Here is a 25,718-nt window from a genome sequence, read left to right as displayed (position 1 = left end):
TTTAGGGGGAGTGTGATTTACATACATTCGCGAATGTATGTACCATAGCACGCACATATAATTAACGCAGCAATGGGTTTTAAAGCTTGTGATCCATTGATCATTTTGAAATCGGACACTTGAGGTTTTTCTATGAACAAAAACAGAGGGTTAACGCCTCTGGCGGCCGTTCTGATGCTTTCAGGCAGCTTAGTGCTAACAGGATGTAACGATAAAGAAACCCAACAGCAAGGCGCCCAACAACAGGCGCCTGAAGTGGGCGTAGTCACCTTGAAGGCCGAGCCTCTCAACATCACTACCGATCTTCCTGGCCGCACCGCTGCGTATCGTATCGCCGAAGTTCGCCCTCAGGTCAGCGGCATCATCCTGAAGCGCAACTTCGTTGAAGGCAGCGATATCAAGGCCGGGACGTCTCTGTACCAAATCGATCCCGCCACCTATCAAGCCAGCTACGACAGCGCGAAAGGCGATTTGGCCAAAGCACAGGCCAGCGCTTCCATCGCACGCGTGACGGTAAACCGCTACAAGCCATTGCTGGGTACCAGCTACATCAGCAAGCAGGACTACGACAACGCCGTCTCCACCCTGCAGCAGGCGGATGCCGCCGTGGTGGCCGCCAAGGCCGCCGTGGAAACCGCGCGCATCAACCTGGCGTACACCAAGGTGACCTCCCCGATCTCCGGCCGCATCGGCAAGTCCGCCGTGACCGAAGGCGCGCTGGTCAGCAACGGCCAGGCGACCGCCCTGTCCACCGTGCAGCAGCTGGATCCGATGTATGTCGACGTCACCCAGTCGAGCACCGACTTCCTGCGCCTGAAGCAAGAGTTGGCCAGCGGCGCGCTGAAGCAGGAAAACGGCAAGGCTAAAGTGAAACTGCTGTTGGAAAACGGCACCGAATACGCGCAGGAAGGCACGCTGGAATTCTCCGACGTCACCGTCGACGAGACCACCGGCTCCATCACCATTCGCGCCCTGTTCCCTAACCCGAACGATACGCTGCTGCCGGGCATGTTCGTGCGCGCCCGTCTGGACGAAGGCGTGCGCAGCGATGCGCTGCTGGTGCCTCAGCAAGGCGTCACCCGCAACCCGCGCGGCGAAGCGACGGCGTTGGTGGTAGGGGCAGACGACAAAGTTGAGCTGCGCACGCTGAAGGCGGATCAGGCGATTGGCGACAAATGGCTGGTTACCGATGGCCTGAAAGCCGGCGATCGCGTGATCGTCTCCGGCCTGATGAAAGTGCATCCGGGCGCGCAGGTAAAAGTGCAGGAAGTTGACACTCAGGCGCAAAAACAGCCGCAGTCTGAAGCGCAGAAGTCATAAAAAGGAGCCTGTAATACATGGCTAAGTTCTTTATAGACCGCCCAATTTTCGCCTGGGTAATCGCCATCATCGTCATGTTGGCGGGGGTGCTTGCAATAATGAAACTGCCGATCGCGCAGTATCCCACTATTGCACCGCCGGCGGTGAGTATTTCCGCCAACTACCCGGGCGCAGATGCCAAAACGGTGCAGGATACCGTCACGCAGATTATCGAACAGAACATGAACGGTATCGATAACCTGATGTACATGTCCTCCACCAGTGATTCCTCTGGTAGCGTCACCATTACCCTGACGTTTGAATCCGGCACCGATCCTGACATCGCGCAGGTTCAGGTCCAGAACAAACTGTCGTTGGCCACCCCGTTGCTGCCGCAAGAAGTTCAGCAACAGGGCCTGAAAGTAGAAAAATCCAGCAGCAGCTTCCTGATGGTGGCCGGCTTCGTTTCCGACGATCCGAACATGACTCAGGACGATATTGCGGACTACGTGGCGTCCAACATCAAGGATCCGATCAGCCGTTCGTCCGGCGTGGGTGAAGTGCAGCTGTTCGGTGCCCAGTACGCGATGCGTATCTGGCTGGATCCGAACAAGCTGAACAACTACCAGCTGACGACCACGGACGTGACCTCCGCCATCACCGAGCAGAACAACCAGATCGCCGCAGGCCAGCTGGGCGGCCTGCCGCCGGTACCGGGGCAGCAGTTGAACGCCTCGATCATCGCGCAGACCCGTCTGACTTCGCCGGAAGAGTTCGGCAAGATCCTGCTGAAGGTGAATACCGACGGTTCCCAGGTACGCCTGCGCGACGTCGCTCACATCGAGCGCGGCGCGGAAAGCTATGCCGTTACCGCTCGCTATAACGGTAAGCCTGCCGCCGGTCTGGGTATCAAACTGGCAACCGGCGCCAACGCCTTGAACACCGCCAAAGGTGTGAAAGATGAGCTGGCCAAGATGACGCCATTCTTCCCGCAAGGGATGAAAGTGGTTTATCCGTACGACACCACCCCGTTCGTTAAGATCTCCATCAACGAAGTGGTGAAAACGCTGATCGAAGCCATCATCCTGGTATTCCTGGTGATGTATCTGTTCCTGCAGAACTTCCGCGCGACGCTGATCCCAACCATCGCGGTGCCGGTGGTGCTGCTGGGGACCTTTGCGATACTCGCGGCGTTCGGCTTCTCGATAAACACCCTGACGATGTTCGGCATGGTGTTGGCGATCGGCCTGCTGGTGGATGACGCCATCGTGGTGGTGGAAAACGTCGAGCGCGTCATGGCCGAAGAGGGGCTGCCGCCGAAAGAAGCCACCCGTAAATCGATGGGCCAGATTCAGGGCGCGCTGGTAGGTATCGCCATGGTGCTGTCGGCGGTATTCGTGCCGATGGCGTTCTTCGGCGGTTCAACCGGCGCCATCTATCGCCAGTTCTCGATCACCATCGTGTCCGCGATGGCGCTGTCGGTGCTGGTGGCCTTGATCCTGACGCCGGCGCTGTGCGCCACCATGCTCAAACCGATCCCGAAAGGCGATCACGGGGTTAAAACAGGCTTCTTCGGCTGGTTTAACCGCATGTTCGAGAAAAGCACGCATCACTATACCGACAGCGTGGGCAACATCCTGCGCAGCACCGGTCGCTATCTGATCATCTACCTGCTGATCGTGGTTGGCATGGGCCTGCTGTTCCTGCGCCTGCCTTCCTCGTTCCTGCCGGACGAAGATCAGGGCATCCTGTTAACCATGGTGCAGCTGCCTGCCGGCGCCACCGAGTCCCGCACCAACAAAGTGCTGGAAGAAGTCTCCGACTACTTCCTGAACAAGGAAAAGGACAACGTGGTTTCGGTGTTTACCGTCGCGGGCTTCGGCTTCAACGGTAACGGCCAGAACAACGGCCTGGCATTTGTCAGCCTGAAAGACTGGGGCGAGCGTCCAGGGAGCGAGAACAAGGTCGAAGCGATCGCGGGTCGCGCCATGGGCGCATTCTCGCAGATTAAAGAAGGCCTGGTATTCCCGTTCAACCTGCCGGCGATCATCGAACTCGGTACCGCCACCGGCTTCGACTTCGAGCTGATTGACCAGGGCGGCCTGGGGCACGAGAAACTGACCGAAGCGCGTAACCAGCTGTTGGGCATGGTTGCTCAACATCCGGACGTGCTGGTGGGCGTGCGCCCGAACGGCCTGGAAGATACGCCGCAGTTCAAACTGATCGTCGATCAGGAGAAAGCCAAGGCGCTGGGCGTCAGCATCACCACCATCAACAGCACGCTGAGCACCGCGCTGGGCGGCTCGTACGTCAACGACTTCATCGACCGCGGTCGTGTGAAGAAGGTATACGTACAGGCCGACGCGCCGTTCCGTATGCTGCCGGAAGACATCAACAAGTGGTACGTGCGCGGCACGAGCGGCCAGATGGTGCCATTCTCCGCCTTCTCTTCGGCGAAATGGGAATACGGCTCACCGCGCCTGGAACGCTATAACGGCTTGCCGTCGATGGAAATTCTGGGCCAGGCCGCACCGGGCAAGAGTACCGGTGAAGCGATGAACCTGATGGAACAGCTGGCGTCCAAACTGCCAAGCGGCATCGGTTACGACTGGACCGGCATGTCCTATCAGGAACGTCTGTCGGGTAACCAGGCGCCGGCGCTGTACGCCATCTCGATTCTGGTGGTGTTCCTGTGTCTGGCGGCGCTGTATGAAAGCTGGTCCGTGCCGTTCTCGGTCATGCTGGTATTGCCGCTGGGGGTTATCGGTGCGTTGCTGGCCGCGACGATGCGCGGCATGAACAACGACGTGTACTTCCAGGTGGGGCTGCTGACCACCATCGGTCTATCGGCGAAGAACGCCATCCTGATCGTGGAATTCGCCAAGGATCTGATGGAGAAAGAAGGCAAAGGCCTGATCGAAGCAACGTTGGAAGCGGTGCGTATGCGTCTGCGTCCAATCCTGATGACGTCTCTGGCCTTCATCCTCGGGGTTCTGCCGCTGGTTATCAGCAGCGGTGCGGGCTCCGGCGCACAGAACGCGGTAGGTACCGGCGTAATGGGCGGGATGATCACCGCCACCGTCTTGGCGATCTTCTTCGTACCGGTGTTCTTCGTGGTGGTTCGCCGCCGCTTCAGCAAGAAGAACGAAGACCTGGAACACAGCCATCCGGTAGAGCACCACTGATCGCTCAGTGATATGAGCTTCACCCGATAATCGAAAAGGCCGCACATGCGGCCTTTTTCTTTTGCTTCAGTTGCTTAATGCAAACCGTTCTCATTAATTCACTCGTGGGCGCAATTTACGCTTGATCGCGACGCCGGGTCGGCGCATAATTATTGTTATAGTATAACATTACACGAGAGGGCCATTATGAAACCCGGCATCCATCCCGATTACCGCACCGTGGTCTTCCACGACGTCAGCGCCAACGCCTACTTTAAAGTGGGATCGACCATCAAAACCGATCGCACCATCGAGCTGGACGGCGAAAGCTGGCCGTATGTCACCCTCGACGTCTCTTCCGCTTCGCATCCGTACTACACCGGCAAGCAGAAAGACTATTCCAAAGAAGGCAGCACGGCGCGCTTCCAGCAGCGCTTTGGCCGCTTTATCGGCAATAAGTAACAAGGAAATCCCATGCAGGTATTGAGTTCATTGCGTTCGGCGAAAAATCGCCACCCGGATTGCAAAGTCGTGCGTCGTCGTGGCCGCATCTATGTGATCTGTAAAAGCAATCCGCGATTCAAAGCGGTACAGGGACGTAAGAAAAAGCGTTAACTCCCCAGTGTCATCTGTCGCAAAGCCCCGTTGCTGCTCAACGGGGCTTTTTTTATGGCGAGAAAGTGCCTGCAAGCTGTCCCCCGCCGGCAGGCGGGGGCAGAGGTTACTTCATGCTACTCAGCAGCGCGTCGACATTGTGTTTGAACGCCTGTTCATAGGTGGCCGCCGGGCCGCCCGTACGGGAGAGCGCTTCAGGGTACAGCTCGCCGCCCGCCTTGGCGCCGGTGGCGGCGGCAATCTGTTTCACCAACCGCGGATCGGTCTGATTCTCGATAAAGTAAGCGTTGACCTTTTCCTGTTTGATCTGCTTGATCAGGCCGGCCACGTCGCTGGCGCTGGCTTCGGCCTCGGTGGAAAATCCGACCGGGGCAAGGAAGGTGACGCCATACTCTTGCCCAAAGTAACCAAAAGCATCATGGCTGGTCAGCACTTTACGTTTCTGTGGCGGCACTGCGGCGAACTGGGTTTTGGCCCACAGGTCCAGCTTTTGCAGTTGCTGAATGTATTCGGCCCCGCGCTGGCGAAAATAGTTGGCATCCTCGGGATCGGCGGCAATCAGGGCGTTCATCACGTTGGTGGCGTACTGCACGCCGTTTTTCATGCTGTTCCAGGCGTGAGGATCGGTAATCGCTTTGCCGTCCTCCTCCATCTGGCGGGTGCTGATGCCCTGTGAAGCGGTGATCACCTGCCCTTTATAACCCGAAGCGCTGACCAGGCGATCGATCCACCCTTCCAGCCCCAGTCCGCTGACGAATACCACATCAGCCTGAGCCAACTTTTTGCCGTCCTGCGGCGAAGGCTCGAAACTGTGCGGATCGCCATCCGGCCCCACCAGCGTGCTGACCTTGACGTGATCGCCCCCCACCTGTTTGACGATATCCCCCAGAATGGAAAAGCTGGCGACGGCGTCGACGGTCTTCGCCATCGCCAATGGGCTGGCCAGCAGCGCAGCGACCGCCAGCGATATAGGTAAACGTTTCATACTTTCTCCTTGCAAATGGCACTTCTCAACGGCGCGCGAAGGCGTAAATGCCTCCGCGCGTTCCAAACAGGATCGAGACGAAAAAGATGACGCTGGCGCTGAGCACGATCGCCGGGCCGGCGGGCAGCGAAGCGTAATAGGACCACACCAACCCAATCAGGCTGGAAAGCGCGCCGATGCCCATCGCCGTCGCCAGCGTCTGCGGCAGATTGCGCGCCCAGAAGCGCGCGCTGGCGGCGGGCAGCATCATCAGCCCCACCGACATCAGGGTGCCGAGGATCTGGAATCCCGCCACCAGATTGACCACCACCAGCGCCAGAAACAGGCCGTGGATCAGCGCCAACCGGCGCGGCGCGTTGACACGCAGGAACGTGACGTCGAAGGACTCGATCACCAATGCACGGTACAGCGCCGCCAGCGCCAGCAGCGAAACCGAGGCGATCGCTCCGACCATCAGCATCGCCTGCGCATCCACCGCCAGGATCGAACCGAACAATACGTGCAGCAGATCCACGCTGGAGCCGCGCAGCGAGACCAGCGTGACCCCCAGCGCCAGTGAGCCCAGATAGAACCCGGCGAAGCTGGCGTCCTCTTTCAGCGGCGTGCGGCGGCTCACCAGGCCGGACAGCATCGCCACCGCCAGCCCGGCGATAAAGCCGCCCACCCCCATCGCCACCAGCGACATACCAGAGATCAGATAGCCGATCGCCGCACCCGGCAACACCGCGTGGGACAAGGCATCCCCCACCAGACTCATGCGGCGCAGCAGCAAAAACACGCCCAGCGGGGCGGCGCTGAGCGACAACGCCAGGCACGCCATGAGCGCGCGGCGCATAAAACCGAAAGAGAGAAAAGGATCGATAAGCCCATGCCACAGCATCATGGCGCCACCGCCCGCAGATCCGGCTGCCGTTCGGCGGCGTGATACCTCGGCACCTGTTCCAATACCCGCTCGGCCGCGCCCCAGTGGCAAGCCTGCGGCGTCAGCAACAGCACCTGTGGAAAATGCTCGGCGACCATCGACATATCGTGCAGCACGGCGATCACCGTTTTCCCCTGCCGATGCAGTTGCGCGATCGCCTGCAGCAGGATCTGCGTGGTGGCGCTGTCGATGCCGGTGAAAGGTTCATCCAGCAAAATCAGCGGCGCCGGTTGAACCAGCAGGCGCGCAAACAGCACCCGCTGCAGCTGGCCGCCGGACAGTTCGCCCACCGGGCTGCGCGCCAGCGCGCTCATGCCAACGTTCGCCAGCGCCTCATTGACCTGGCTTGCCGCGCGCCTGTTCATACCGCCGAACATGCCGCTTTGCGGCCAACAGCCCATCGCCACCAGATCGCTTACCGCGATCGGGAATTGCCGATCCAACTCGGCCTGCTGCGGTAAATAAGCCCTGCGCGGTGGCTTGCCGCCGCTAAAACTCAGACTGCCGCCCAGCGGCGGCAACAATCCGGCGAGCGTTTTCAGCAACGTCGATTTCCCGGCCCCGTTGACGCCCACCACCGCGGTTAACGAACCGGCGCTGAACTGCCCGCTCAGCGGCGGGAAAAGCGGCGTGACGCCATAGCCTATCGCCAGTTGGCGCAAGGAGATCATGGCAGCGATACCGCCCAGAAGATGCCGAGCCACAGCAGGGCCAGCAGCGCAACGGCCCCCGCACAGCGCGCGGCGGCGGAGGTGGTAAACAACGAATTCAGTGACGGCGCGGCGTCATGTTGTGAAGAGGGAGTCAATGTGGTGACCAAAATGATGGGTTAATAGTTATAATATAACATCACACCCACTACCACATCTCAAGCTATGGCGCGACAATAATGCAACGGAACGTAACAGTCCTTCGCGCAGCGGCGCTTCCCCCCGCAGCCTCCTTATCAAATCCAGGGATATTCCCATTCGGTTGAAATGTTGGCATAAGGTAAAGAACAGCGGTAAATCGAAAAATTTACCGGCGTGAGTGAAAAAGGAGTAAGATAAGCAGATAACATTGCTGTTGGCCGAGATTAATGCTTGTTACCCTTGCCTGTAACCTGGACGTCAACGCACTTTCTGTTAAAAAATTAAAGAAAGTGATTAATGACAATATAGCGGAGTTAGTGCCGGCGCTGACCAGCGGACTGAGTTTTTATTCTGAAAGCGCACGCTATGCCGAAGATTCATTAGAAATACTTGATATAGTACGACAAGGTGACGGCGATTATTCAATGAGTTATCGCTATAAGTGGGGCATTTTTAATGCCTGTCTGGATATCAACAGCGAAGATATCATCAACGACAGCGTACGGTTCCGAGTGACGGAGCGGGGTTTAATCTTCGACATCATTGATAACTCACGGCCATCAACTGCGGATGAATTGTAAGTTTACGTAATAACTGCAGGCCAAACGCGAAAAAATGATTTATATTCATTTTACGGGAAGTTTATTTAACCACCGTTAAGCTGCCTCCGTCCATGATGTAAATCAGCTTACTCACATAGTGTTATCACACCGCAATTAAGACTTACGGAGGGGATGATATGGATGAGTATTCGCCTAAGCGACACGACATTGCTCAGCTCAAATTCTTGTGCGAAAATTTGTATGATGAAGGTATCGCTACCCTGGGAGACAGTCACCATGGGTGGGTCAACGATCCGACGTCCTCCGTCAACCTGCAGCTTAATGAGTTGATCGAACATATCGCTTCGTTTGTGATGAGTTATAAAATTAAATACATGGACGAATCAGACCTGTCGGAGTTAGTCGAAGAATATCTCGACGATACCTATACGCTGTTCAGCAGCTACGGTATCAATGATTCCGACCTGCGCCGCTGGCAAAAAACCAAGGCGAGATTATTCAGAATGTTCTCAGGAGAGGACATCTGTACGACAATGAAAACTTAGGGGATAATTATTCCCGAGCTATTTTACGGTTATTAAACTAAAGGCCACCATGACTAAAACCGACTATCTGATGCGTTTACGTAAATGCACCACGATTGATACTCTCGAACGTGTTATTGAGAAAAATAAGTACGAGCTTTCCGATGATGAACTGGAGCTGTTTTACTCAGCGGCCGATCACCGTCTGGCGGAGCTCACCATGAACAAACTGTATGACAAAATCCCCACCTCCGTTTGGAAATATGTCAGATAATCATCCCCCAACGCGTTGAGCCGATGCTTTTATCGGCTTCAATGTTCAAACTGAATACGTATTTTTCCTATTGACAATGAAATGTTAATTACGTTCATTTTTATCGTTAATAATAAATAGAAACAATTCTCTGTTCCTGTCCGGGGTATTACGCCTTAACGCGATTAACGCGTGCTGTCTCTCGCACTCCCTGCTTATCGGCCACACGCGTCACGGTCATGCCGTCGCTCTTCCCTATTACCTTCGCGGCCACGCCGCCGCACTGCCTCGCCGGGCGGCGTGATCGCCCCGTAAAATCAGAGCATGCGGCGCAAAATCGCCTGCCCGGCGAAGCAGTGGTGTTTAATCACCGCCGCTATGTGCAGCACGATCATGGCCGACAGCGCGATGCACGAATAACGGTGCACGGCGAAAAAGAAGCGGTTAACGTCGAGATTTGCTATCGGGCGAGGGAAGTCGATCGCGCCGAAAACGGCAAAGCCGTGCTCCAGCATAAGGAATCCACTGAGCAGCACCACGAAAATCAGCAGGTAGAATATTTCGTGCAGCAAATGCACCAATCCCTTCTCGTGCCCTTGCAGCATATCGCCATAGGGCACCTTAGGCCGGAAAAAACGCCAGATAAAGCGCGCCGCCATCAGCGGTGTCAGCACCAAGGCCAGCGACATATTGGTCACGGAGAAAAAGGCGAAGATGCGCGCATCCGTCATAAAATGCAGTGAATAACCAACGATCATTACGTAGATCATCACGGCGGCAATACCCCAATGCAGTAACCGACTGAAAAGATCGTAACGGGCAGGTTCGTGTGACATAAAACTCCTTTAAAAGCGGCCATCGCTGGCCGCTTGGCTATCCGATTTACGCTTACTTTTTCACGACCCAGGCATCCTGCCAGTTGGAACCCACGCCCGGCTCAAAGTGAGTCGCGCCGCTGTTCCACTGCATGCAGTAACCGCTGTAAGGGAAAGGTTTGCACTGATATACCTTGCCGTCTTTCGGTTGCAGCACTGTGGTGCCGGCAGTGTATTTACTCAGCGCGTTCGGGAAGACGAAGTTATAGTCGCCGTTGCCGCCGCCACCGCCGGTGGATTCCGCTTCCAGGTTGAAGTTTTCGATATCTGGCTGAATGCTCTGCCCGTTGTCGTTGCTGGCGATCACTTTCAGCATGTGGTGGCCTTCGCTGACGTTGCTCAGCGCCATAGTCAGCGGCTGGCTGGCGTCTTCCAGCGTCGCTTTCACATAGCCTTTTTCCGTCTGGCCGTGGTCGTAAACGCGCGCTTCAACCGTCAGTTTGCCTTTGACCTCGGCATTGAAAGTCAGCTGAGCTTTGCCGTCCTTGATTTTGGTGCTGGACAGGTTGCCGATGCGGATCTCTTCGGTGATAGCCGGGGTTTCTTCCTCATAGGAAATCACCACGCTCTTCATCGTGCTGCCCTGCTTGGCGTAGACCGCGTTGTTGCCAAACACCGGATTGACGTTGCCTTTGCCGTCTTTCACCCCGGCACGCACCGCTTTCTGTTCGGCGTTGATCTTGCTGGCCAGCGCGTGACCCCAGCGGTTTTTGTCGGTCAGCGTCTCACTGTCGATCGCCAGTTCGGTTTTCATCGTCAGCACTTCACCGTCCGCATCGAAGAAGCGGGCGATCACCTTGTCGCCAACCTGCAGGTTTTTACCGGTGAGGGAACCTTGCAGCTGCTTGCGCCATTCCGACACGACGCCGTCGTCTTCGAAGTTAACGTCAACCACCTGATAGAAACTGTTTACCGTGTCATTGATTTCCCACACGCCGTAAATCACCTGATAGCCGGTTCTCTCCGGCACCACGCACTGGTGCACTTCGCGATCTTTTGGCGGCTTGGCATGGCCATCAATCTCGCAGAACGGCTCTTTTTCGAAGGCCTCGCGCGACAGCGGCTTGTTCACGTCCCAGTCTTGTTTGGTGATGTAGTAACGCCAGTTATTGGTTTTGTGCTTGGCGGTGTGGTACCAGGTGAACGTCTGTGGCCCCGGCTTCATGGTATTCAACGCCCAGACGTTGACGCCCTGGCGATCCAACGACTCGAAGCCGTTCACCCCGCCGCTGGCCAGCTGGCCGTCGAGCGGCGTCGCGCCGCCAGGGAAGCCGGAAACCTGCTCGACGCTCTGCGGTTCCCACTGCGCCCGGCCGCAGTCGGTGTTGCTGCCCAGCTTGCACTTGTAGGCGCGGCTCTCGGGCACTTCGATATAACCGTGCGACCAAGCGGCCGAGGAGGCCGCGAGCGTTGCCATCATCAGGGCGATTTTGGATAATTTCATTACGACTCCAGTTAAATTTATTGGATTCCAACTGAGTGAGAAGAAACTCAAAGAGATGCGGCGATACCGCGAGAGGAATAATAAGTAGAAGCCCTGAACGCCCGGCACTTAGAATGCATTAAAATAATAAAACCTAATATCGTCATGATATTAAATGGCATGACAAACGTTTAAAATAATCCGGAAAGCGTGAAATACCGTAGCACCGAGCAAGAAAATAAATACACCGTACCAACACCGCAGAGAAAATAACGTGACATTGAAAAATATTGCCGCAGCGATCATGGCATCCCTGCTGTTATCCGGCTGCCAGCACGCCGCCAAATCGGCTCCTGACGCCGCCACCCAACGCGACCAGCTGTCGTCGCTGGTCGGCGCCGGTCAATTTCTAAGAGACAGGTGCAACCGCACCGATATTCCGGCCGGCGATAAGCTCGCGGCGGCGGCGCTGCAGGAAGCGAAGGAAAAAGATTGGACGCCGGCGCTCAATCGCGCCCAACTGCTTGCGGCGGGTAAACATGTCGCCGCGCAGCTGGAGGCCGACGCCACGCCGCTGCAGGAAAAGTGCCATGAACTCAACCGCTCGCTGGCGCCTTTTTTAGCCCAGCTGCGTTAGCCCCCTATCGGCAGCGCAAGCCACTGACAGGCCACCGCGCCGGTGCCCGCCGTCGCCAGCCCCGGCCCGAAGGGCAGGGGTTGGACCGCATCGCCGCCGCGCCACGCGCGCAGCAACAGCCACAGCAGGCTGCCGGCGGAGGCGAACAGCAGGATCGACGGCAAAGCGGCATAACCGCCCCAGGCGCCAAGCGCCGCCAACAGTTTGAAATCGCCGTATCCCAGCCCCTCGCGGCCGGTCGCCAAACGAAATCCCCAATACAATAGCCAGAGCGCCAGATAGCCCGCCATCGCGCCAATGACCGCCGCCGGCAAAAAGGCCGGGTGCGCCAGGCAATGCCACAGTAAGCCGATCCACAGCAGCGACAGCGTCAGGCAATCCGGCAGCAGCTGACATTGGTTGTCGATCGCCGCCAACGCCAGCAACAGCGCAACCAACGCCAGCATGAAAAACCAATCCACCCCGATGCCGAGCCGCCAGGCCAGCGTTATCCCCATCAGCATCAGAAATAATTCCAGCAGTGGATAACGCACGGCAATAGGACGGCGGCAATAACGACAGCGGCCACGCAACAGCAGCCAACTTAATAAAGGAATATTATCGAACGCCGATAATTTTTTTGTGCATGACGGACAGAATGAACGCGGCCAAAAGAGATCGAACCGCTCGGCCTGCGCCGTTTCCATTTCGCGCTCAAGCATAATGGGCAGCCGATAAACGACTACGTTAATAAAACTACCGACGCACAGACTCAACACGGCGCTAAATAACAGCCAGTGTTCATCTGCCGCCGCGTTTATAGCAAATAGCATGATTTTTTCTGATCCCTGATGATTCTTTCGCGTTGGTTACATCGACGGCTGCGTCGTTACCCGCAGCAGGTTGACCTGCACTACGCCCGGCGCCTGCTCCGCGCGCTCCACGGCGAGCGCCAGCACGCGGATGCCATGCTCACGCTGCAGGGCGGCCAGCCACGACAGCAGGCTTTCAAACGGCACGGGCGGCAGCCCCACCTGCATCTGCGCATCACTTTCCGTCAGGGCGACGATGGGGATGCGGAACACCTGCGCGCTCTGCCGCAGCCGCTCCGGCAGTTGCTCGCGCGCAGCGGCATCCGGCGGCAAGCGCGCCTGCAGTTGCTGGATGACGCGTGCCTGCCCCTGCAGCGCGGCCAGGCGCTGTGCGCTTTTCTGCGCCTGTGAAAACTGATACAGGCAGTAGCCGCAGGCTGCCAGCAGCAACAGGCTTAACAGCACCGCCCGCCGCAACGCCTTATCGCGCCACCCGATATTCATCGCTCACCTCTCACCGTCAGGATCGCCTGGTTGGACGCACCGCCTTCGTTGAACGCCATGCTGACCTCGCCGTCGTTAACCGGCGCCGGCAGCGGCACGTCGTTTCTGTTCACCGTCACCACCAGACGATCGTCGGCGGCGTCGAAAGCCAGTGCCTGCAGCTGCGGGGGCGCCCATAACGCGAGCGCCCCGGCCGCGTAGGGCAACAGCCTGAACAGCTGCGGCGCATTCAGGGCATCCTGCATACGCCGCACCCGCGCTTTCGCCGCCTGCTCGGCAAACGCCGACGCGGCCTGGCCCGGCAGCAGGTGCCGTGAGAGCGCCGCAATCTGGCTCTCGTTCTGCCGGGCCATCTGTTGGTGATGCAAACCGCCCACCAGCAGCGAACCGCTGAGCAACAGCAGCGCGCAGGCGGTCTTGTCGGGCAGGCGGCGCGGCCAGCGTACGCTCGGTTTGAAACGTCCCTGCAGCAGCGTGAATGTACTGTTCCAGGCCTCTTCCGCCAGTCGCCAGAGCGGATCCTCGTCAATGCGCGCCGCTTCCCAGCCCGCCGGAACCTCCCCGCCGCGGTGCAGACACCAGTCCGGCGTCGGCAGTGAAGCGCAGCCCAGCCAGGCGTCGGGCAGCTGCATTCCCTGCCCGCTTCCCGTTCGGATCAACCAGTGGTTGCGCCAATGCAGCGCGCTGCATTGGCCGGGCAGCGGCAATGCCAGCACGTCGGGCAGCATTTTATCGGCGCGAATGCCGCTGGCGCTCAGGCGCTCGACCCATTCCTGCATCTGCGTCAGCGCGACGCCGGCGAGGGTGAAATCGCGCTGCGCCTTGTCCAGCACCGCCCAGTGCATCTGCTCAGCATCGGCCAATAACCCGGCCTCATGGGCGAAGGCCAGCGCCAGCGGCGTCGCCTGCCGGGCCTTGCCCTGGAATGTCGTTTGCCTCAGCGCCACATGACGGGCAGGCACCAACACCACGACGCGGCTGCCCTGCGCCATGGCCGCCAACTCGCCGCCGCCTTCGGTCAGATCGAGGTGGGCGCCAAAGCGGCAACTCGTCTCGCCGACGCGGCCCCAGCGCACATCGGCCATCAAGTCCTCGCTCAGCGCGATAAGCAGGATTGTATTCGCCACCCTTTACCCCTCCCCTCTGTCGAACAGGCGTCCGCTGACCGTGACGCCTGACTGGCCCGGTTGCAACGCGCTGACGAGCCGATAGCGCCCGTCGTTCAGCGTCAGCTGCAGCTGCGCAATCCAGCGGCTATCGTCGAACGTCAATCGCTCGCCGAGATCGTCGTCACCCAAGTCTTGCAGCGCTTTTTCCTGCGACAAAAACGCCAGCGTCTGCCAGCCCTGCGGCGGACGGGCCGCCAGCAGCGCCCGCAGCCGTTCATCGCTCAGGGCGTTCATCAGCATCGCCCGCAGCAGCGGTAATTGCGCCTCGCTCACGGCATCCGGGTTGATGCGCAGTTCGGCATCCGGCGCCGCACAAAGCTGCGGTGCCAGGCGCAGGTAAAGCTCACGATCGATGCCGGCCAGCTCCCGCAGTTCGCTGACATTCCCCATCAGATACCCCTCGTCATCGCCCCTGGCGACGATGGCCTCGGCAATCGCGCCCGCCTGCGCGTCGGCGATCCCCAGGTTGTTCAGTAACAGCATGAATATCCGCCTCTCCTTATTGGGGGGAACCCCCTCGCTATCCCCGGCCTCCGTTGGGCCGGCGGCGCGGATCAGGGCATTTAGGTTGAAACAGGCATCGACGCGGCGCAGGCGTATCGCCACCTCCCCCTCTTCGGTACGCATACTGAACGCCGCTCCTGATGCTCCCCAGGCCTTGCGCTTCTCTCCCGCCTGACGCAATCGCTGTTGGGCGTAGATCTCCCCGCCCAGCAGCAGCCATTTGGCCTTCAGCCGATCCTGTTGAGACTGGGTGCGCGCCAGCGAACGCTGCCAGTTGTCGTTGATATTGATCGCCACGATCGCCATCAGCGACATCAGCAGCAGCACCATCAACAGCGCCATACCGCGTTGTTTTTTCATGATGGCCTCGCGGCGGGCACCGTGACGATGCGGCGCACCTCCCCCAGCGCGGGGGTTTCGACGACGATCTCCACCGCCTGCGGCAGCAGCCCGCTGGCGCGCCAGGCCGTCAACCATTCGCCCTGCAGGTAAAAACGCAGGCGGAACCGCGTCACCTCCGGCAGCAGCAGCACGCTGCGCGCCGCCGCCTGCGGGCTGTCCAAACTCGGATAGCTGAGACGCTCGAGCCGCCCCTGCCGGTAGCGATACACCACCCGCTCCAGCGTGGCGCGCGGCAGCCGAGCGTGTGGATTCGGCCAGCCGTTTCGGATCAGCAGCAGCTGTATATCCGCGTCCTCGCCCACCGTCTGCCGCACCGCGAACTCCGGCACCGCCGGCAAGCGCTTATCGCCAATCGGCGCCCGCGCCTGCGCATGAGTGAAATCGCGTTCGACGATCGCCAGCGCCCGTTGCAGCTGGGTCAGCTGCGTCGATTTGCGCCGGGTGATTTCATCGCTTTTCAGCACGCCCCTAAAGACCGCCAGCGCGGTGAGCAACAGCATGGCGAACAGGGCGATGGCCAGCAGCATTTCCACCAGCGTAAAACCGCATTGCGAACCGCGTTTCATGGCAGTGCCCTGTAGGCCAGCATCTCCACCAGCGCGTTGCGATCCTGCGGATCGCGCCGGACTTCAATCGCGATCGCCCGCATTCCGGCGTCGCTGGTCTCCTGCCCGCGATAGCGCCAGTGCCAGGTTTCACCGGCCATCGCCGCAGTGCCCGAATGCCAGGCCAGCGTCGGCGGATACGGGTCGAGCTGCAGCAGCGTCAACTGGTTGTCCGCCACCCACAGCGCAACGGTCTTGGCTTCGATCGCGCTCAGGCTGCGCACCTGGCCGCCGGTGCTGTTGATCAGCGCCAGGCAGCCGATGGCGAAGATCATCAAGGCCACCATTACCTCCAGCAGCGTCATACCCCGCTGGCGTTTAATTTTCCGCGTCATCGCAACGAATATCCGTCGTTTCAAATACGAAGTAACCGGGTGCCTGCAATCGCCACTGGCACTTGCCCTGCGACAGCGCCACGCTGAACGCGGTGGTTTCGCCCCCCGGATACAGCCACACCTGCGGCATCTGCGCCGCCGCGTCGTCAAGCGTGACGGTTTGCCCTTCAACGCTCAGCCGCAGCGCGATGCCCTCCGGCAAAACGTATTCATCCCGCCCCTCTTCGGCGACGACGCTGCGCCAACCGCCGCTGGCGAACGCCACGCCATAACTCACCCCTTCACGTTCGGCCCGCTCGGCGAGGGCATACAGCCAATGGTTCAGCCGCTCCCCCTGCCGCGCCAGCGGCTTCTCATCCGCAGGAAAACTCAGCATCACCAGGCCGCTGGTCACTCCCAGCAACAGCAATACCAGCATGATCTCCAGCAGCGTAAAGCCGCGTATGCGCCTCATGGCGCGTCGGCGTCGGCCACCCAGTTGCCGATGTCGTCATCGGTGTCGGCAACGCCGTCCGGCCCCAGAGAAAACACGTCCAGCTTGCCGTGGCGCCCCGGGTTGCGCAGACGGTACTCCTGCCCCCAGGGATCTTGCGGCAACCGGCGAATATAGCCGTCTTCGGGATAATTCCTCGGGATCGGCGCCAGCACCGGCCGGGTCACCAGCGCCGCCAGCCCCTGCTCCGCGCTGGGATAACGCCCGTTATCCAGCTTGTACATATCCAGCGCATTCTCCAGCGCCACGATATCGCTGGCGGCCTTTTGCCGATCGGCCTTCTCTTTGTTTCCCATCAGGCTTGGAATGGTCAGGCTGGCCAACAGCCCCAGAATGACGATCACCACCATGATTTCCAGCAGCGTAAACCCTCGCTGCCGCGACCTGCGTATCTTGCTGATATGACTCACTTTACTCTCCATTAACGGCATGATTAGCCGACCATATTATTGAGCTGCAATATCGGCTGCAGGATGGCCAAAATGATGAACAGCACCGAACCGGCCATCGCGATCACCAATAAAGGCTCGAACAGCCCCAGCGCCAGCGTGATTTGCCGGCTGAAGGCCTCCTGCTGCATAGCCGCCGCCCGCTCGAGCATCATGTCCAGCTCACCGCTGCGCTCGCCGGACATGATCATGTGCCGCATCATCGGCGAGAACAGCGCGGTGCCCTCGAGCGACGGCGATAACCCTTCGCCCTCCCGCACCCGCTCCATCGCCGCCAGCAGCCGTTCGCGGGCGGCGTCGTTGCCCAACACGCCGGCGCTGATGCGCATCGCCTCCAGCAACGGCACCGCGCTGGCGTTCAAAATGCTCAGCGTTTTGGCGTAGCGCGCCGTATTCACCGCCAGCGACAGCTTGCCGACCACCGGCAACCGCAGGATGAACGCATGCCAGCGCACGCGCCGCGCCGGATCCCGCAGGCGATAGCGGAAAGCGCCGAGACTCGCCAGCGCCAACATCAGCGCCAATGCCCCCCATTGGCGCAGCCCGTCGCTGGCGCCGAGCAGCATCCGGGTCGACAGCGGCAAGGTCTGTTTCATATGCACAAACTGTTCGATCACCTTCGGCACCACCGCCGTCAACAGGATCGCCACCACGCCGATCGCCACCGCCGTCAGCACCATCGGGTACACCAGCGCCTGCACGATCTTGTTCTTCATTTGCTGGCGCTGTTCGACGTAGTCGGCCAGCCGCTCCAGCACCGGCGCCAGATGGCCGGAAATCTCACCGGCCGCCACCATGGCGCAGTAGAGACGGTCAAAAATTCGCGGATGCTGCCCTAGAGCCTGCGCCAGCGGGAAGCCCTCCAGAATGCGCTGCCGCACCTGAGCCAACGCCGCCTGCAGGCCTTTTTTCTCCGTTTGCCGCGCCACCGCCATCAACGCTTCCTCGAGCGGCAGCGCAGCGGAGAGCAGCGTCGCCAGCTGCCGGGTCAACAGCGCCACATCGCCGCTGCTCACGCCGCTCATCCAGCGGCCGGCAAACATGCCGGCGAAAGCGGGCCGCCCGCGCGCTTGCACCGCCAGCACCTGCCACCCCTTTTCACGCAGCCGATCGCGGGCGTGGCGCAGAGAATCCGCCTCCAACACGCCGCGCTGGGCGCGCCCCTCTCGGTCGCAGGCGCGATAATCAAACTTCATCGCCGTCCCCTTCGCGCGTCACCCGCAGCACTTCCTCCAGGCTGGTCTCCCCGGCGCGCATTTTGGCGATCCCATCCTGGCGCAGCGGCAGGTAGCGTTCGGCGGCCAGTTTCGCGATGTCCAGCTCGCCGTCACCGCGATGGATCGCCATGCGCATCGGTTCATCCAGCACCAACAGTTCGTGCAAGCCGATTCGACCGTGATATCCCTGCCCGCCGCAGGCCTCGCACCCCAACGGGCGCCAGCAGGTCACCGCCTGCGTCGGTGGCAGCCCCAGCAGGCGCCGCTGCGCGTCAGACAGCGCATAGGGCTCGCGGCACTGCGGGCACAGCCGACGCACCAGGCGCTGCGCCAACACGCCGCTGAGCGAACTCGAAAGCAGAAACGGTTCGACCCCCATGTCCCGCAGCCGGGTCACGGCGCCGATCGCCGTGTTGGTATGCAGGGTCGACAGCACCAAATGCCCGGTCAATGAGGCCTGCACCGCGATCTGCGCCGTTTCGCCGTCGCGGATCTCGCCGATCAGCACCACATCGGGATCCTGCCGCAACAGCGCGCGCAGCCCGCGCGCGAAGGTCATGTCCACCTTGGGATTCACCTGCGTCTGCGCAATGCCGGCCAACTCATACTCGACGGGATCTTCGATCGTCATGATGTTGCGCTGTTCATCGTTGATCTGGCTCAGCAAGGTATAGAGCGTGGTGCTCTTGCCGGAGCCGGTCGGCCCGGTGACCAAAATGATGCCGTGCGGCTGGCGGATCAGGCGCAGCAACGCCTGCTGGTGCGCCGGCGCCATACCCAGGCTGGGCAGTTCGAGCCGCACGCCCTGTTTGTCCAACAGGCGCATGACCACGCGCTCACCGTGGCTGGCCGGCATCACCGACACCCGCACGTCGATCGCCCGCCCGCCGACCTTCAGCGCCATGCGCCCGTCCTGCGGCACGCGCTTCTCGGCGATATCCAGCTTCGACATCACCTTGATGCGCGACACCAGCAGCGCCGCCAGCTTGCGCTGCGGCGCCAGAATCCGCCGCAGCGCGCCGTCGATGCGAAAGCGGATCACCAGCTCGCTCTCGTAGGTTTCGATGTGGATATCGGAGGCGCGCTCTTTGATCGCCTCGCTCAGTAAGGCGTTGATCAGGCGGATAATCGGCGCATCGTCCTGTTCGTCCAACAGGTCTTGCTGCTGCGGCAGCTCCTCGGCCAGCGCGTAAAAATCCAGTTCGCCGCCCAGGTCGTCGATCATTTTCTGCGCCTGGCCGCTTTCCTGCTGGTAGTGCGCCACCAGCCGTTGATCAAAAGCCTCCACCTCCAGCCGGGCCAGCGCCGGCTCGCCGGGCAGGCAGCGGTAGGCCTCCATCAACCCTGCGTGGCTCGTTTCAGGGTGGCAATACATTTGGATGCCGCTCTGCCCATCGACGGCCAGCACGCCATGCTGGCGCGCCCAGGCGAAAGGCAGCAGCGGCCCCGCGGAATGGCGCTTCACGGGCGGGCTCCCCGCGGATAAAACGCGTCGATACTGGCAACGGTGGCGAGAAACGCCCGATTGTCGAGCGCCTTCTTATCGCCGGCGATCTCGCCGCGCAGCGCGTCATTCAGCTCACGATCGTCCTGCTGCTCGGCGTCGAACTTGCCTAACTTGCGTTGGCTCTGCCGGGCATATCCCTCAGTGCTGCGAATGATGGTCGGGCGGATAAACAGCATCAAATTGCGCTTGCTCGCTTTGGTGGCGGTCGAGCGAAACAGCGCCCCCACCAGCGGGATCTTGCCGAGGATCGGCACGCTGCTCTCCAGCTCCGAGTTGGACTTGTCCAACAGGCCGCCCACCACCACGGTTTCGCCGCTGTCCACCAGCACCGTGTTGTTGACCGTGCGGATATTGAAGGTCGCCCCCAGCGAATCCGGCGTGGCGCCGGCGCTGTCGGCAACGCTGGAGACCTCCTGTTCGATCTGCAGCAACACGGACTGGCCCTGGTTAATCTGCGGTTTGACCTTGAGTTTGATCCCCACCGTCTTGCGCGACACGGTGTTGAAGACGTTATCGCTGTTGGTGGTTTGCGAACCGGTCAGGATCGGCACATCCTGCCCGACGCTGAACTCCGCCTCGGCGTTATCCAGCGTGACGATGCTCGGCGTGGCCAGGATATTGTTTTGGTTGTTGCTGGCGATGGCGGACAGCAATACGCCCCAGTTACCGCTGTAGAAACCGGTCATCAGGCCGTTGGCCTTGCCGAACACGTCGCTCATGCCGTTTTCGAACCCCGCCGACACCCCGGGCGCCGAGCCGGCGAACTGCGTGCCGCCGCCGTATTTGTTGGCCCACTGCACGCCGATGTTCAGCCCCTGCCCATCCTGCACTTCGACGATCACCGCTTCGACCAGCACCTGCGCGCGGCGCACGTCGAGCTTGGCGACCACCGCCTCCAGATCGCGCATCACGTCCGGCGCGGCGGTGATGATCAGCGCATTGGTCTGCTCATCGGCCTTGAGCACCACGTTTTTCAGCAGCGCCACGTTGGCGGCGGCGCTCTCTTTCTCGTTTTGCAGGCCTGCACTCACGCCGGTCAATACCTCGACCAGGCTCTGCGCCTTGGCGTATTTGAGCGGAATAACCTGGGTATTGCCCTGGGTGACGCTCTTGTTATCCAGCTGATCAATCAGTTCTTTGGCGTGTTCGCGGGCCCGATCGTCCCCGGCGATCATCACGCTGTTGGTTCGCTCATCCGCCACCAGCCGCAGCGAGCTCGCGCCGGCCGTACGCCGCTTGCCCTCTTCGCGAAACAGTTCATTCACCATGCGCGCGATCTCCGGCGCCGCCGCATGCTTCAGCGCGAGGGTCTCGACCCGATTGCCGTCGTCCTGATCCATCTCCCTGACCAGCTCGAGCAGGCCGTTGACCACGCTGGCCCGCCCGGTGATCAACAGCGCGTTGCCCTGCTCGTAATGCGCCACGCTGCCCACGCCGATGCTGTCGTTAAGCTGGCGCAATATCGGCGAAACGTCCTTGGCCGCGATATTGCGCAGCGGCACCACGCGCATCACCACCTCATCCCCTTCGGCGATCGCCTCTGCGCCGTTTTGCGCCAGCGCGGCTCTTTTTCCCTCTTTGGCGGCAATCACCTTCAGGACGTTGTTGGGCATGCCGATGACCGTATAGCCATGGACGTCCAGCACGTTGAGAAAGAACTGGTAATACTGTTTCTCGTCGAGCTGTTCGTAGCTGCGCACCGTGACCTTACCTTTCACCGCCGGATCGATAATGATGGTTTTGCCCAGGTTTTTACTGACCGTATTGATAAATTCCTGAATGTCCGTGCCTTTGAAATTGGCAGAGAATTGCTCCGCGCGCGCCACGCCGCCCAGCGCGATCATGACGGCCGCCGCCGCTAATGCGCGCCATAAGCCGGCGCTCCAGCCTGGGCCAGAACGATAAATGAAATGCGTAATCACAATGTCGCCTTATGCTATGAAACACCCCGCGCCGAAACGGCGCGCCGGCTACTCTTTAAACGTCAGCGTGGCGTAATAGCCGTTTTCATCGAGCAGTATTTTATTTTTCACTATCCGCACGATAACGGCATTGCTGCCGGCCAGACGGTCGCCAACGCCATAACCGGTTTGCTTGCCGCCATGCTCGACGATGACCAGGCTTTTTTTGGCGTTGTCGCTGAACAGCAGGCCGGCTATCTTGCCGAGCGCTGCGGCTTCCGGCGCGTTAGCCAGCAGCTCGGCACCGATCGCCCATTCGCCGACTTTATACCCGTGCGCCTTTTCGCCGTTTTTCGCCGCTTGATAGCTGCCAAACCAGTGCGCGTCATTAATTTTTCCGATGTCATCTTCCTGAGGAAAGACACTATGACGCACCGGCCCGCGCGCGTTTTCACGGCTCGGCTCAACGGGCGCGCCATCCCCGGCCACCATTCGCCATCCCAGCTGGAGCATGAATGCCAGATTTATCAGGCAGAAAAGTAGAATAAGAAGGTCTGTCAACCGCTTGCTCACGTGCCCCCCGGTTATTCAACGGTGTCAACGCTAAGCGGAAATACCGACCACCATCGCGACAGAAAACAGCAGCGTGATGATCAGGGCCACTTTATAATTCACGGCGTCCAACCACGTTCGCCGGCGCTTATTAGCCGATGGCGACGGGCATTCCTCCTGCAAATTAGCGGCCGCGCGCTCGCAGGCCTGAAAGCTCAGCATCACGCCAAATCGGGGAATGGTCTTGATCACCTCGCCGGGAATACCGTGGCGTGAGAGCAAAGAACGGCATTGGAATATCATCTGATAATAATTGTTGTCGCTGATGGTCTCATGATTGCAAAACCAGACCGCGCGAATAATGTCGTTCTTCTTATAAATACCGCTCAACAGGCACAGCATGAAGCGCCGCTGTAATTCGGTCATTTCAATGAGCACATTCTCTTTTTTAAACAACAGCGTTTTTTCATTGTTGTTTAATATCACCAACTCATTTTCCAACAGAGTCTCGTTCAGGGCAATGTTATGTATGTCCATCTCTCGCCTATCAGTTTAATGAAGTCCAAAGACTCTTGTGCCATCACCTTTGCACGCATGCGGCGAGATGCATTTTCAATGAAAATTAATAGTTCGCCGTTTCAAGAGCGGCCTCAATTAATCATGCGAAAAACATTCATGCAACTTATTTCTTTAAAATAAACAATATAAAATTAATATGGCCATACCGCATCGCCTTAGATTCATTAAATCATTTAAAAACATGATGATAGCCATTTTTATAAAATAGCTAGATCACCATTAAATTTGATTAACAATGAAAAAATAGGCATTCACGCATAATAACCCATGTTATTAGCCGTGTGCGGAAAAGGCAGGGCCCGAGGATATAAAAGGTAACCAGAATACACCTTAACCCCATATAAAAATAACATGCACATCAGGATTCAATATTGCATAAAAACATCGGCGAGTAGGCATCGCTAAACATCAACGTATTCTTATCCACGCTGCGAATATGATAAAACGTCGATTCAGTGCTGAAAAAGTAAGTATACACCTCGTCCGGCAAGGTATCACGCGGCGAATAATTCACCTCGCCATAGTGGAAGCGATAAAAACTGCCTTGCGAGACGTAGCTGAAGTTAACCCGTCGGTTGACGAAATACTTCTCTTCGCCATCGTTGGCCAGGCCCGACAGCATCATCACGCCCTTATCGCCGGACAAAAAGATGTAGTTTATTTTTAGCGACAGCTGGATTTCATCGTGCGCCGCCTGCGCGTCCAGCGAATTGAAATAATTAAACGTGGCGTTCGCTTCGCAGGACAAATCGCCGAAGCCATGATGGCTGCGCACCAGGGAATACACCACGCTGCCGGTCAACACGCACAGGCCGACCAGCGTGGCTGACAAGATATTTAACTTTTTTTCCATGCCCGGATGTACTCGCTCTCACAATTATGCAAAACGGCCGCACTGTCCTTCGTGCATTTGGCGATAAACTGGCGTCCGCTGTCTTCACTGGCATTATGAGAACGGTTAACCTTGGTGATGATAATCTCACCGGGGCGGCAACGCTGGCCATAAAGATCCTTACGGATCAAGAACTGCAAATAGTCGTCCTGATGATTCTCCAAAAAATGGCCGGCATAGTAGATCGGGCAGCCGTTCACCGTACCGACGTAAGACAATACCTGCTTCTTTTCACTGTCGCGATGATGTTTGTAATAGATGAAGCACAGCGCCAGAAAAGATAATGGCACGACGATCGATAAGCTGCGCAGCAGAATAAAAAAATAATGGTGGGTATTTTTTGACGCCGCGGCGGATGCGGGCGATGTAGTGGGAACGTCCGCGGCGTGGGGAGGCTCAGGCAAATCAATCCGCAGCCGCTCTATCGATATTATTCTATTGAGTCTATACCCCTTTTTAGAGAGGGTAACGATCAGGCGCTCGTTGAAACCGACAGACGTCAAGGCCCGCCGCGTCAGGCTGATATATTGATTTAACGTCGCGGAAGAAGCGCTCAAGCCGTGATCGCTCCAAACCTGTTGCAACAGCGTTTCCCGGCTTACCGCCTCGTGGCCATGCTCGAGCAAGCATTTGAATACTCTCGAATTGACGCTGGATAAGAAAACTTCCCGTCCCTTCTTTATACTCTTCAATGAACCGTTTTCAGTGTTAAATGTAATATCTTTATCAATGATATAAATCATGTTCAGCCTGACAGCGCACACGGGTTATTATTTAAACTTATTCAGCCAGTTCGTCGACCGCCGCGAAGCGCGGATAGTTTTTTCGCAACGAGAATAAACCATACTAACGCCATCCCAACAGGCGTGCAACTTTAAGAATTTTCCCTATCCCTGCGTCATTATTTGTCCCACAAATAACGATATAAACGCTATTTTTTCACCGTCATCGGATCTGTTGGCAACAATACATTTGGTCACGGGAGGAGAAGGGCAAAAACGGCGCAGAGGAAAAGATTCACGCTCGCGGCGTGCGAAATGACGCTTGCGCAGCTTGTCGACATGAGGAATAACGGGGATAAGCATTTTGCGGGCCGCAAAATGGGTGGGGACCCTGCCAGCTACATCCCGGCACACACGTCACCTGCTGCGGCTGCTTCCTTCCGGACCTGACCGAGTTCACAAGTTAGTGTTGCGGGAGAACCAACAGGGCCCCCATTGACGGCTTCTGTACTCCGAAGCGGTGGGCATTATCGGCGATGCCCCATCAAATAGCAAGCCAACCGGGGTTAACCGCTGTTTTCTTACCCACCTGCGCTGTGGCACACTCTTCGCCTGGGTTTTGAGTCACGCAGGAACAGCAATATGCAACCAGAAGACGCCTCTTTCAGCCAGCGGGTTTTCCATATCGTGGCCGCCATCCCGTTCGGCAAAGTCACCACCTACGGCGAAGTCGCCCGGCTGGCCGGCTCGCCGCGCGCCGCGCGTCAGGTCGGGGGCGTGCTGCGGCGTTTGCCGGAAGGCAGCACGCTGCCCTGGCACCGGGTGATCAACCGGCACGGACAGATCTCGCAGCAGGGGGAGGATTTTCAACGGCAACGGCAGGCATTGCTGGCGGAGGGGATTATTTTCGGCCCGCACAGCACGGTCGATTTCGATCGCTACGGCTGGCGCTGGTAAAACAAAACAGCCTTTGGCCGAAGCGCAA

At 58.8% G+C, this 25,718-nt stretch carries 29 protein-coding genes and 1 other RNA gene; 9 read left to right on the top strand and 21 right to left on the bottom strand.

The window, feature by feature from the left end:
* The first annotated feature begins 132 nt into the window (after nucleotides 1-132).
* The 4 genes from sdeX to ykgO all read left to right on the top strand — a co-directional run bounded on the left by sdeX (nucleotide 133) and on the right by ykgO (nucleotide 5,078).
* A complete protein-coding gene (gene sdeX, locus SSARUM2_RS04985; RefSeq protein WP_033637347.1) occupies nucleotides 133-1,320 on the top strand; it encodes a multidrug efflux RND transporter periplasmic adaptor subunit SdeX in 1,188 nt (395 codons plus the stop codon).
* 17 nt (nucleotides 1,321-1,337) lie between these two features.
* Nucleotides 1,338-4,484, top strand: coding sequence for a multidrug efflux RND transporter permease subunit SdeY (gene sdeY, locus SSARUM2_RS04980; RefSeq protein ID WP_033637346.1), 3,147 nt, complete (start codon nucleotides 1,338-1,340; stop codon nucleotides 4,482-4,484).
* Between the two features lie 186 nt (nucleotides 4,485-4,670).
* A complete protein-coding gene (locus SSARUM2_RS04975; protein WP_004940303.1) occupies nucleotides 4,671-4,925 on the top strand; it encodes a type B 50S ribosomal protein L31 in 255 nt (84 codons plus the stop codon).
* Between the two features lie 12 nt (nucleotides 4,926-4,937).
* Nucleotides 4,938-5,078, top strand: coding sequence for a type B 50S ribosomal protein L36 (gene ykgO, locus SSARUM2_RS04970; protein ID WP_004940304.1), 141 nt, complete (start codon nucleotides 4,938-4,940; stop codon nucleotides 5,076-5,078).
* A 106-nt stretch (nucleotides 5,079-5,184) separates the two neighbouring features.
* Here ykgO and SSARUM2_RS04965 read toward each other — a convergent pair whose 3' ends face one another.
* The 3 genes from SSARUM2_RS04965 to SSARUM2_RS04955 are packed head-to-tail and all read right to left on the bottom strand — an operon-like array spanning nucleotide 5,185 to nucleotide 7,656.
* Nucleotides 5,185-6,063, bottom strand: coding sequence for a metal ABC transporter substrate-binding protein (locus SSARUM2_RS04965; RefSeq protein ID WP_041033680.1), 879 nt, complete (start codon nucleotides 6,061-6,063; stop codon nucleotides 5,185-5,187).
* Nucleotides 6,064-6,088: 25 nt separating this feature from the next.
* On the bottom strand, nucleotides 6,089-6,946 hold the full coding sequence (locus tag SSARUM2_RS04960; protein ID WP_033637343.1) for a metal ABC transporter permease: 858 nt from the start codon (nucleotides 6,944-6,946) through the stop codon (nucleotides 6,089-6,091).
* A complete protein-coding gene (locus SSARUM2_RS04955; RefSeq protein WP_033647273.1) occupies nucleotides 6,943-7,656 on the bottom strand; it encodes an ABC transporter ATP-binding protein in 714 nt (237 codons plus the stop codon). Before SSARUM2_RS04955 ends, SSARUM2_RS04960 begins: the two co-directional genes overlap by 4 nt.
* A gap of 407 nt (nucleotides 7,657-8,063) precedes the next feature.
* Between SSARUM2_RS04955 and SSARUM2_RS04950 the strand changes: the two genes are divergently transcribed.
* The 3 genes from SSARUM2_RS04950 to SSARUM2_RS04940 all read left to right on the top strand — a co-directional run bounded on the left by SSARUM2_RS04950 (nucleotide 8,064) and on the right by SSARUM2_RS04940 (nucleotide 9,197).
* Nucleotides 8,064-8,417: a hypothetical protein gene (locus tag SSARUM2_RS04950; RefSeq protein WP_033653245.1), complete on the top strand. Its 354-nt coding sequence runs from the start codon at nucleotides 8,064-8,066 to the stop codon at nucleotides 8,415-8,417.
* Nucleotides 8,418-8,575: 158 nt separating this feature from the next.
* Nucleotides 8,576-8,944: an Hha toxicity modulator TomB gene (gene tomB, locus SSARUM2_RS04945; RefSeq protein ID WP_004940312.1), complete on the top strand. Its 369-nt coding sequence runs from the start codon at nucleotides 8,576-8,578 to the stop codon at nucleotides 8,942-8,944.
* Between the two features lie 49 nt (nucleotides 8,945-8,993).
* Nucleotides 8,994-9,197, top strand: a complete 204-nt coding sequence (locus tag SSARUM2_RS04940) for an HHA domain-containing protein (protein WP_004940313.1) — start codon at nucleotides 8,994-8,996, stop codon at nucleotides 9,195-9,197.
* Between the two features lie 296 nt (nucleotides 9,198-9,493).
* Here SSARUM2_RS04940 and SSARUM2_RS04935 read toward each other — a convergent pair whose 3' ends face one another.
* Together SSARUM2_RS04935 and gbpA are read right to left on the bottom strand one after the other, a co-directional pair.
* The gene (locus tag SSARUM2_RS04935) at nucleotides 9,494-10,012 is read right to left on the bottom strand and encodes a cytochrome b/b6 domain-containing protein (protein WP_043146740.1); all 519 of its coding nucleotides are present in this window, start codon (nucleotides 10,010-10,012) and stop codon (nucleotides 9,494-9,496) included.
* Nucleotides 10,013-10,064: 52 nt separating this feature from the next.
* Nucleotides 10,065-11,495, bottom strand: coding sequence for an N-acetylglucosamine-binding protein GbpA (gene gbpA / locus SSARUM2_RS04930; RefSeq protein ID WP_033637339.1), 1,431 nt, complete (start codon nucleotides 11,493-11,495; stop codon nucleotides 10,065-10,067).
* A 253-nt stretch (nucleotides 11,496-11,748) separates the two neighbouring features.
* On the opposite strand from gbpA, the gene gspS reads away from it, so the two are divergent.
* A complete protein-coding gene (gene gspS / locus SSARUM2_RS04925) occupies nucleotides 11,749-12,111 on the top strand; it encodes a type II secretion system pilot lipoprotein GspS (RefSeq protein WP_060452704.1) in 363 nt (120 codons plus the stop codon).
* On the opposite strand, the gene SSARUM2_RS04920 is transcribed toward gspS, so the two are convergent.
* From SSARUM2_RS04920 to ffs, 16 genes are all read right to left on the bottom strand, one after another.
* Nucleotides 12,108-12,923 carry an A24 family peptidase gene (locus tag SSARUM2_RS04920; RefSeq protein WP_060439013.1) on the bottom strand — a complete coding sequence of 272 codons (816 nt, stop codon included), beginning with the start codon at nucleotides 12,921-12,923 and terminating at the stop codon, nucleotides 12,108-12,110. The two genes, gspS and SSARUM2_RS04920, sit on opposite strands and share 4 nt — an antisense overlap.
* Before the next feature lie 36 nt (nucleotides 12,924-12,959).
* Complete coding sequence (gene gspM, locus SSARUM2_RS04915; RefSeq protein WP_060439014.1) at nucleotides 12,960-13,406, bottom strand: type II secretion system protein GspM; 447 nt, start codon at nucleotides 13,404-13,406, stop codon at nucleotides 12,960-12,962.
* A complete protein-coding gene (gspL, locus tag SSARUM2_RS04910; protein ID WP_060439015.1) occupies nucleotides 13,403-14,533 on the bottom strand; it encodes a type II secretion system protein GspL in 1,131 nt (376 codons plus the stop codon). The genes gspM and gspL overlap by 4 nt, the downstream gene beginning before the upstream one ends.
* Nucleotides 14,534-14,536: 3 nt before the next feature.
* Nucleotides 14,537-15,439 (bottom strand): type II secretion system minor pseudopilin GspK, encoded by a 903-nt coding sequence (gspK, locus tag SSARUM2_RS04905; RefSeq protein ID WP_060439016.1) that lies wholly within the window; start codon nucleotides 15,437-15,439, stop codon nucleotides 14,537-14,539.
* Nucleotides 15,436-16,047: a type II secretion system minor pseudopilin GspJ gene (gene gspJ, locus SSARUM2_RS04900; RefSeq protein ID WP_060439017.1), complete on the bottom strand. Its 612-nt coding sequence runs from the start codon at nucleotides 16,045-16,047 to the stop codon at nucleotides 15,436-15,438. Before gspJ ends, gspK begins: the two co-directional genes overlap by 4 nt.
* A complete protein-coding gene (gspI, locus tag SSARUM2_RS04895) occupies nucleotides 16,044-16,421 on the bottom strand; it encodes a type II secretion system minor pseudopilin GspI (RefSeq protein ID WP_223307169.1) in 378 nt (125 codons plus the stop codon). Before gspI ends, gspJ begins: the two co-directional genes overlap by 4 nt.
* Nucleotides 16,405-16,875, bottom strand: coding sequence for a prepilin-type N-terminal cleavage/methylation domain-containing protein (locus tag SSARUM2_RS04890; protein WP_060439018.1), 471 nt, complete (start codon nucleotides 16,873-16,875; stop codon nucleotides 16,405-16,407). Before SSARUM2_RS04890 ends, gspI begins: the two co-directional genes overlap by 17 nt.
* A complete protein-coding gene (gene gspG, locus SSARUM2_RS04885; protein WP_052475389.1) occupies nucleotides 16,872-17,336 on the bottom strand; it encodes a type II secretion system major pseudopilin GspG in 465 nt (154 codons plus the stop codon). The genes SSARUM2_RS04890 and gspG overlap by 4 nt, the downstream gene beginning before the upstream one ends.
* Before the next feature lie 11 nt (nucleotides 17,337-17,347).
* Nucleotides 17,348-18,559, bottom strand: coding sequence for a type II secretion system inner membrane protein GspF (gene gspF, locus SSARUM2_RS04880; protein ID WP_060439019.1), 1,212 nt, complete (start codon nucleotides 18,557-18,559; stop codon nucleotides 17,348-17,350).
* Nucleotides 18,549-20,045 (bottom strand): type II secretion system ATPase GspE, encoded by a 1,497-nt coding sequence (gene gspE / locus SSARUM2_RS04875; protein WP_060439020.1) that lies wholly within the window; start codon nucleotides 20,043-20,045, stop codon nucleotides 18,549-18,551. The genes gspF and gspE overlap by 11 nt, the downstream gene beginning before the upstream one ends.
* Nucleotides 20,042-21,931 (bottom strand): type II secretion system secretin GspD, encoded by a 1,890-nt coding sequence (gene gspD / locus SSARUM2_RS04870; RefSeq protein ID WP_060439075.1) that lies wholly within the window; start codon nucleotides 21,929-21,931, stop codon nucleotides 20,042-20,044. Before gspD ends, gspE begins: the two co-directional genes overlap by 4 nt.
* Nucleotides 21,932-22,057: 126 nt before the next feature.
* Complete coding sequence (locus SSARUM2_RS04865; RefSeq protein ID WP_065404218.1) at nucleotides 22,058-22,561, bottom strand: type II secretion system protein N; 504 nt, start codon at nucleotides 22,559-22,561, stop codon at nucleotides 22,058-22,060.
* 30 nt (nucleotides 22,562-22,591) lie between these two features.
* A complete protein-coding gene (locus SSARUM2_RS04860) occupies nucleotides 22,592-23,077 on the bottom strand; it encodes a CadC family transcriptional regulator (protein ID WP_049235188.1) in 486 nt (161 codons plus the stop codon).
* 400 nt (nucleotides 23,078-23,477) lie between these two features.
* Complete coding sequence (locus SSARUM2_RS04855; RefSeq protein WP_049235187.1) at nucleotides 23,478-23,972, bottom strand: FidL-like protein; 495 nt, start codon at nucleotides 23,970-23,972, stop codon at nucleotides 23,478-23,480.
* Nucleotides 23,957-24,754: a winged helix-turn-helix domain-containing protein gene (locus SSARUM2_RS04850; RefSeq protein ID WP_041033661.1), complete on the bottom strand. Its 798-nt coding sequence runs from the start codon at nucleotides 24,752-24,754 to the stop codon at nucleotides 23,957-23,959. The genes SSARUM2_RS04855 and SSARUM2_RS04850 overlap by 16 nt, the downstream gene beginning before the upstream one ends.
* Nucleotides 24,755-25,122: 368 nt before the next feature.
* Nucleotides 25,123-25,219: signal recognition particle sRNA small type (gene ffs / locus SSARUM2_RS04845), an RNA gene on the bottom strand.
* Between the two features lie 156 nt (nucleotides 25,220-25,375).
* On the opposite strand from ffs, the gene SSARUM2_RS04840 reads away from it, so the two are divergent.
* The gene (locus tag SSARUM2_RS04840; protein WP_033647296.1) at nucleotides 25,376-25,690 is read left to right on the top strand and encodes an MGMT family protein; all 315 of its coding nucleotides are present in this window, start codon (nucleotides 25,376-25,378) and stop codon (nucleotides 25,688-25,690) included.
* The last annotated feature ends 28 nt before the right edge of the window (nucleotides 25,691-25,718 follow it).

Origin of the sequence: Serratia sp. K-E0102 (assembly GCF_029962625.1) — a bacterium.
In the GTDB taxonomy this organism is placed as follows: domain Bacteria; phylum Pseudomonadota; class Gammaproteobacteria; order Enterobacterales; family Enterobacteriaceae; genus Serratia; species Serratia sarumanii.
The sequence above is the reverse complement of the archived record's forward strand: the minus strand, read 5'-3'. Positions and strand labels throughout refer to the sequence as shown.

Coding starts and splice junctions, on each gene's coding strand:
- sdeX (WP_033637347.1), top strand. CDS start 133: ATGAACAAAAACAGAGGGTTAACGCCTCTGGCGGCCGTTCTGATGCTT.
- sdeY (WP_033637346.1), top strand. CDS start 1,338: ATGGCTAAGTTCTTTATAGACCGCCCAATTTTCGCCTGGGTAATCGCC.
- SSARUM2_RS04975 (WP_004940303.1), top strand. CDS start 4,671: ATGAAACCCGGCATCCATCCCGATTACCGCACCGTGGTCTTCCACGAC.
- ykgO (WP_004940304.1), top strand. CDS start 4,938: ATGCAGGTATTGAGTTCATTGCGTTCGGCGAAAAATCGCCACCCGGAT.
- SSARUM2_RS04965 (WP_041033680.1), bottom strand. CDS start 6,063: ATGAAACGTTTACCTATATCGCTGGCGGTCGCTGCGCTGCTGGCCAGC.
- SSARUM2_RS04960 (WP_033637343.1), bottom strand. CDS start 6,946: ATGATGCTGTGGCATGGGCTTATCGATCCTTTTCTCTCTTTCGGTTTT.
- SSARUM2_RS04955 (WP_033647273.1), bottom strand. CDS start 7,656: ATGATCTCCTTGCGCCAACTGGCGATAGGCTATGGCGTCACGCCGCTT.
- SSARUM2_RS04950 (WP_033653245.1), top strand. CDS start 8,064: ATGCTTGTTACCCTTGCCTGTAACCTGGACGTCAACGCACTTTCTGTT.
- tomB (WP_004940312.1), top strand. CDS start 8,576: ATGGATGAGTATTCGCCTAAGCGACACGACATTGCTCAGCTCAAATTC.
- SSARUM2_RS04940 (WP_004940313.1), top strand. CDS start 8,994: ATGACTAAAACCGACTATCTGATGCGTTTACGTAAATGCACCACGATT.
- SSARUM2_RS04935 (WP_043146740.1), bottom strand. CDS start 10,012: ATGTCACACGAACCTGCCCGTTACGATCTTTTCAGTCGGTTACTGCAT.
- gbpA (WP_033637339.1), bottom strand. CDS start 11,495: ATGAAATTATCCAAAATCGCCCTGATGATGGCAACGCTCGCGGCCTCC.
- SSARUM2_RS04920 (WP_060439013.1), bottom strand. CDS start 12,923: ATGCTATTTGCTATAAACGCGGCGGCAGATGAACACTGGCTGTTATTT.
- gspM (WP_060439014.1), bottom strand. CDS start 13,406: ATGAATATCGGGTGGCGCGATAAGGCGTTGCGGCGGGCGGTGCTGTTA.
- gspK (WP_060439016.1), bottom strand. CDS start 15,439: ATGAAAAAACAACGCGGTATGGCGCTGTTGATGGTGCTGCTGCTGATG.
- gspJ (WP_060439017.1), bottom strand. CDS start 16,047: ATGAAACGCGGTTCGCAATGCGGTTTTACGCTGGTGGAAATGCTGCTG.
- gspI (WP_223307169.1), bottom strand. CDS start 16,421: ATGACGCGGAAAATTAAACGCCAGCGGGGTATGACGCTGCTGGAGGTA.
- SSARUM2_RS04890 (WP_060439018.1), bottom strand. CDS start 16,875: ATGAGGCGCATACGCGGCTTTACGCTGCTGGAGATCATGCTGGTATTG.
- gspG (WP_052475389.1), bottom strand. CDS start 17,336: ATGGAGAGTAAAGTGAGTCATATCAGCAAGATACGCAGGTCGCGGCAG.
- gspF (WP_060439019.1), bottom strand. CDS start 18,559: ATGAAGTTTGATTATCGCGCCTGCGACCGAGAGGGGCGCGCCCAGCGC.
- gspD (WP_060439075.1), bottom strand. CDS start 21,931: ATGATCGCGCTGGGCGGCGTGGCGCGCGCGGAGCAATTCTCTGCCAAT.
- SSARUM2_RS04860 (WP_049235188.1), bottom strand. CDS start 23,077: ATGGACATACATAACATTGCCCTGAACGAGACTCTGTTGGAAAATGAG.
- SSARUM2_RS04855 (WP_049235187.1), bottom strand. CDS start 23,972: ATGGAAAAAAAGTTAAATATCTTGTCAGCCACGCTGGTCGGCCTGTGC.
- SSARUM2_RS04850 (WP_041033661.1), bottom strand. CDS start 24,754: ATGATTTATATCATTGATAAAGATATTACATTTAACACTGAAAACGGT.
- SSARUM2_RS04840 (WP_033647296.1), top strand. CDS start 25,376: ATGCAACCAGAAGACGCCTCTTTCAGCCAGCGGGTTTTCCATATCGTG.